Raw genomic sequence first — 6,115 nt, forward strand, 5'->3', positions numbered from 1 at the left:
CGCAACGAAAAGTCGGAGTTTTTGTACGAAGGCACCGATTCCGATGTGTTCTTCCTCGCCTGGACTACCACCCCGTGGACCCTGCCATCGAACACCGCGCTGGCAGTGGGGCCGAACATCAGGTATGTAAAAGTAAGAACCTTCAACCCGTACACCGGAATGCCCGGTAGGATTATTCTGGCCAAAGACCTGCTCCACGCTTATTTCGATGAGGAAATGGAAGGAAAAGGTTTTGATGAATACCAGCCCGGCGATAAGAAAATTCCTTACGAAATTCTATCTGAATATGCCGGAACCGAGCTGGTCGGCGTGCAGTACGAACAACTGATTGAGTGGGTAAAACCCAAAGGAAAAGCATTTGAAGTAATTACCGGCGATTTTGTAACCATTGAAGACGGAACCGGAATTGTTCACATTGCACCTACTTTTGGTGCCGACGATGATCGCGTGGCCAAACAGCATGGAATTTCGCCGCTGGTGGTGGAAGATAAAGACGGCAAAATGCAGGCGCTGGTCGATAAAAAAGGCCGGTTTTTCCCGACCCAGAATTTATCGGAAGCGTTTGTAAAAAAATATGTAAACACCGAAAAATACCACGATTTTGCCGGCCGCCCGGTGAAAAATGCCTATGACGATAAACTTGAGGAAGATGCACCTACCGTCGATATCGATATTTCGGTGATGCTGAAACGCGAAAACAAAGCGTTCCGGATTGAAAAACACGTGCACAGCTACCCGCACTGCTGGCGCACCGACAAACCGGTGTTGTACTATCCACTCGATTCGTGGTTCATCAAAACCACGGCGGTAAAAGAGCGGATGGTGGAACTGAACAACACCATCAACTGGAAACCGCAATCAACCGGAACCGGCCGTTTTGGCAACTGGCTCGAAAACCTCGTGGACTGGAACCTGAGCCGCTCGCGTTTCTGGGGAACACCGCTGCCTATTTGGCGCACCGAGGATGGTTCGGAAGAAATCTGCATCGGCTCTACCGAGGAATTGACAGAAGAAATTGGAAAAGCAATTGAAGCCGGTTTCATGGAGGAAAACCCGTACGAAGGATTCAAACCCGGCGACAATTCAAAAGAGAATTACGACATCATCGACCTGCACAAACCCTACATCGACAAAGTGGTGCTGGTTTCACCTTCCGGACAGAAAATGTTCCGCGAACCCGATTTGATTGATGTGTGGTTCGATTCAGGATCGATGCCGTACTCACAAAATCATTTTCCATTCGAGGCCCCCTCCGGCTCCCCCCAAGGGGGAGTGAAAGCTCCGAACTGGCAAACTGCAAGGGATTCGAGTTACGGTCTTTTGAAAGAACTGGCAAAAAAGCAAAAAGAAAATCCAACAGATGCCGAAGTTTTTCTGTGGAAGAATTTAAAGGGAAAACAAGCTGATGGCTACAAATTCAGACGACAGCATATTATTGACCAGTTTATTGCTGATTTTGTTTGCCTTGAAAAACAATTAATTGTTGAAGTGGATGGCGGTTATCACTCACTTCCCGAAAATCAGATTTCGGACGAACAAAGAACAAAATTTCTTAATGATTTAGGATTTGAAGTGATTCGTTTTTCCAATGAGGAAGTAATCAATGATATTGAAGCAGTACTGAATAAAATTAGCAGTGTCCTCAACTCCCTTCCCCCTAAGGGAAGGGTTGGGGATGGGGTTCGTGTGGTTCCGAATTTTCCAGCCGACTTTATTGCTGAGGGCGTGGATCAAACCCGTGGCTGGTTCTTTACACTGCATGCCATCGCAACAATGGTCAGCGATTCAGTCGCTTTCAAAAATATTATTTCCAACGGGCTGGTACTCGACAAAAAAGGAAACAAAATGTCGAAGCGGCTGGGCAATGCTGTCGATCCGTTCGATACCATTGAAACGTATGGCTCCGACCCGCTTCGCTGGTACATGATTACCAATGCACAGCCCTGGGACAACCTGAAATTCGACATTGCAGGCGTGGAAGAGGTGAAACGGAAATTCTTCGGAACACTTTACAACACCTACAACTTTTTCGCATTGTACGCCAATGTGGATGGCTTTAATTATTCGGATGAGGAAATTCCGGTGAACGAGCGTCCCGAGCTGGATCGCTGGATTATTTCGTTGCTGAATTCACTAATAAAAGAAGTGGGCGAAAGCTACGAAAATTATGAACCCACCCGCGCCGGGCGTGCCATTTCGGAGTTTGTAACCGAGAACCTGAGCAACTGGTTTGTGCGCCTGAGCCGTAAACGTTACTGGGGCGGCGAATATTCAAGGGATAAAATTTCGGCGTATCAAACGCTCTATTCTTGTTTGGAAGCAGTGGCCAAACTGATGGCACCCATCGCACCGTTTTATGCCGACATGCTGTACAGTGACCTGAATAAAGTAACTCAAAAAGAGACAGACCAAAGTGTGCACCTGGCTGATTTCCCTTCGTTCGATGAAAACCTTATCGACAAAGACCTGGAAGAAAAAATGGCCATTGCACAAAAAGCTTCTTCCATGATTCTGGCTCTGCGCCGCAAGGAAAAACTGAAGGTGCGCCAGCCGCTGGCAAAAATAATGGTGCCGGTGCCCAACCCGCATTTTAAAGAACAGTTTGAATCGGTGAAAGATATCATCCTGACCGAGGTGAACGTGAAAGAGGTGGAATTTCTTGCAGATACGACGGGCGTTATTAAGAAGAAGATAAAGCCCAATTTCAAAACACTCGGCCCGAAATACGGGAAGCAGATGAAGCAGATTGCCGGAGCGATTGCCAAATTTTCGCAGGAAGATATTTCAAATCTGGAACAAACCGGACAAGCTGAAATTCAGGCAGGAGACAACAAAATTGTATTGTCGAAGGAAGATGTTGAAATTCAGACCGAAGACATTCCGGGATGGACTGTTGCTACCGAAGGGCAGATGACTATCGCGCTCGATATTCATATCACTGAAGAACTGAAACAGGAAGGAATTGCCCGCGAATTTATCAACAAAATTCAGAATCTGCGGAAAGACAGTGGTTTTGAGGTAACCGACCGCATAAATCTCACCATCTTAAAACATAATGAATTAGATGATGCGGTTTTAATGCATAAAGACTATATTTGCGCGCAAACGCTGGCAAACGATCTCCAACTGGTTGATAAGCTGGATGATGATTTGGCCAGTGAAGTGGAAATTGATAAAGGAGCAGATACAAAAATAATTGTTGAAAAACTGAACCGCTGATATGTTGTAAGGCCTAATTTGAATTGCAAAAATTTATTAATTTAGGGCAATTTTGAAGGAACCTGGCAGTTTGAGAATGGTAAGAGATTTATAAGTTGAAATTGCTGAAGGTTTCGGGATTTAAAAATAATTTAAACCCTTTTATTATGGGAGAAAAGACCAGATATTCGGATGAAGAGTTAATGGAATTTAAACAAATCATACTTAGCAAGCTGGAAAAAGCGCAGGAAGATTATGAAATGTACCGTAATTCCATTACTCATGGCGACGGGAATGATACACAGGACACATCGCCAACGTTTAAAGTTCTTGAAGAAGGTGCGGCAACCCTCTCGAAAGAGGAGGCCGGTAAACTGGCTCAACGTCAGTTGAAATTTATTCAACACCTTCAGGCTGCTTTGGTGCGCATCGAAAACAAAACCTACGGAATTTGCCGCGAAACCGGCAAGCTCATCTCCAAAGAAAGGTTACGCGCGGTTCCTCATGCTACCCTGAGTATTGAAGCAAAAAACAGTATGGGATAGTTGGTTAACAAAAAAGATGTTTTTACATCCCGGATTTTTCAATAAACGGAAAACATCCGGGTTGTTTTTTATCAGGAAAAATGAAGAATAGACATATAAAACTGCTCGGGATAATATTTTTTATACTGCTGGCCGACCAGGTGCTAAAAATCTGGGTCAAAACAAATTTTTCGCTGGGAGATGAAATTGTCGTTTTTAAAGATTGGTTTATTCTGCATTTTGTGGAAAATAACGGGATGGCCTTCGGTTTTGAGTTTGCCGGCGAATACGGGAAAATGATTCTAAGTATTTTCCGTATAGTTGCCGTCATTGCCATTGGCTGGTACCTGTTTAAACTGGCAAAAAACAAGGCAATCCCATTTGGCTTTTTGGCAAGCATAGCCCTGATTTTTTCCGGAGCAATCGGCAATATTATCGACAGCTTGTTTTACGGGATGATTTTTAACCACAGCTACGGGCAGATTGCTGATATTTTCCCGGATGGTGGCGGCTACTCCAGCTTTTTGCATGGTAGGGTAGTCGATATGTTCTATTTCCCAATTCTGCAGTTTCAAATTCCGGAATGGTTCCCGGTAAGAGGGGGCACCGATTTCATATTCTTCCGCCCGGTTTTTAACATTGCCGATTCATCAATTACAGTGGGCATTTTTTCTATTTTGCTTTTTTACCGCAAACAGTTCAATAAGGAAGCCGATGAGGAAAATGAGCAGGAAACTGAAGAATTAACTGATTCAGAAGCTTCGAGCAGTTCGGAAACTGATACTGGTTTTTCCGAAAGGACAAACTAACCTGAAATCAATAATCGGTGAGCCAAACGATTAAATTTCACAATTTTCCTTCATTTTATTTTACCTTTGTAACTCCTGATTAGTAAAGGTTATGGAACATCAACTGGTTATTTACAATACATTAACACGTAAGAAAGAAGTTTTTAAACCGCTGGTGGAAGGCATGGTGGGATTATATGTTTGCGGTCCAACGGTTTACAGTGACTCACATTTGGGCCACGCCCGGCCCAACATTACGTTCGATTTGCTCTACCGCTACCTGGTGCACCTGGGCTACAAAGTGCGTTATGTACGTAATATTACTGATGTGGGCCATTTGGAAAACGAAGCTGACGAATCAGGGGAAGATAAAATTTCGAAAAAAGCCCGGCTCGAGCAGCTTGAGCCCATGGAAGTGGTGCAGAAATACATGAATTCTTTTCATGAGAATATGAAAGAGTTAAATGTATTGCCGCCCAGCATCGAACCACGTGCTACAGGGCATATAATCGAACAGGAGGAAATGGTAGATTCCATCCTGGAAAACGGATTTGCCTACGAAGTGAACGGATCGGTTTATTTCGATGTGGAGAAATACAACGAGAAATATAACTACGGAAAATTATCGGGCCGTAACCTCGACGATATAAAAACCAACACCCGCCAGCTGGAAGGTCAGGATGAAAAACGGAACCCGTTTGATTTTGCCCTCTGGAAAAAAGCTATGCCAGAGCATATTATGCGCTGGCCGTCGAAATGGAGTGATGGTTTCCCGGGCTGGCACCTCGAGTGTTCTGTAATGAGTACCAAATACCTGGGCAAAGTTTTCGATATTCATGGCGGGGGCATGGATTTAACTTTCCCGCACCACGAATGCGAAATTGCACAATCGACTGCCAGTCATGGAAAAGAGTCGGTGCGCTATTGGATGCACAACAACATGATTACCATCAACGGCCAGAAAATGGCCCGTTCGCTGGGGAATTTTATCACGCTGGAAGAACTGTTTGACGGGTCGCATAAAATGCTGAAAAAGGCTTATTCGCCCATGACCATCCGGTTTTTTATTTTACAGGCGCACTACCGCAGCACCATCGATTTTTCGAATGAAGCTTTGCAGGCTTCCGAAAAAGGACTGGAACGATTGATGGCTGCCGTAAATTCGCTGGAATTAATTTCCTCTTCGCCGGAATCAACAGTTGATGTAGCGGCACTCAGGGAGAAATGTTACGCTGCACTTAACGACGACCTGAACAGCCCAATTGCCATAGCGCATCTTTTCGATGGTGTCAGAATGATCAATTCACTGAAAACAGGAAGCGAAAAAATTTCAGCAACCGATTTGGACGAACTGAGGTCATTCTTCAAAACCATGGTGTTCGATATTTTAGGATTGAAAGATGAGGAAGCTGCCGGTGCCGGTGATGATGAAATTTTAAAAGGAGCTATTGATTTGTTGCTGAACATCAGGCTGGAAGCCAAGCAAAATAAAGACTGGGGAACTGCTGATAAAATCAGGGATGAATTAACAGCCCTCGGTGTGGAAGTGAAAGACACCAAAGACGGGTTTGAGTGGAATTTGAAGAGCCCCACCTAACCTCCCCA

General features: G+C 44.6%; 4 protein-coding genes. All 4 read left to right on the forward strand.

Going from position 1 to position 6,115, the window contains the following annotated elements; all coding sequences use genetic code 11:
• A partial coding sequence (locus tag ACTCNA_RS17250; protein ID WP_462949183.1) for a DUF5915 domain-containing protein occupies positions 1–3,219 on the forward strand: 3,219 nt, incomplete at its 5' end.
• 146 nt (positions 3,220–3,365) lie between these two features.
• Positions 3,366–3,743, forward strand: a complete 378-nt coding sequence (locus ACTCNA_RS17255; RefSeq protein WP_462949184.1) for a TraR/DksA family transcriptional regulator — start codon at positions 3,366–3,368, stop codon at positions 3,741–3,743.
• Positions 3,744–3,823: 80 nt separating this feature from the next.
• Positions 3,824–4,531 (forward strand): lipoprotein signal peptidase, encoded by a 708-nt coding sequence (locus ACTCNA_RS17260; RefSeq protein WP_462949185.1) that lies wholly within the window; start codon positions 3,824–3,826, stop codon positions 4,529–4,531.
• A 91-nt stretch (positions 4,532–4,622) separates the two neighbouring features.
• Positions 4,623–6,107, forward strand: coding sequence for a cysteine--tRNA ligase (cysS, locus tag ACTCNA_RS17265; protein WP_462949186.1), 1,485 nt, complete (start codon positions 4,623–4,625; stop codon positions 6,105–6,107).
• Positions 6,108–6,115 lie beyond the last annotated feature (8 nt).

This window comes from Tangfeifania sp. (assembly GCF_055108615.1).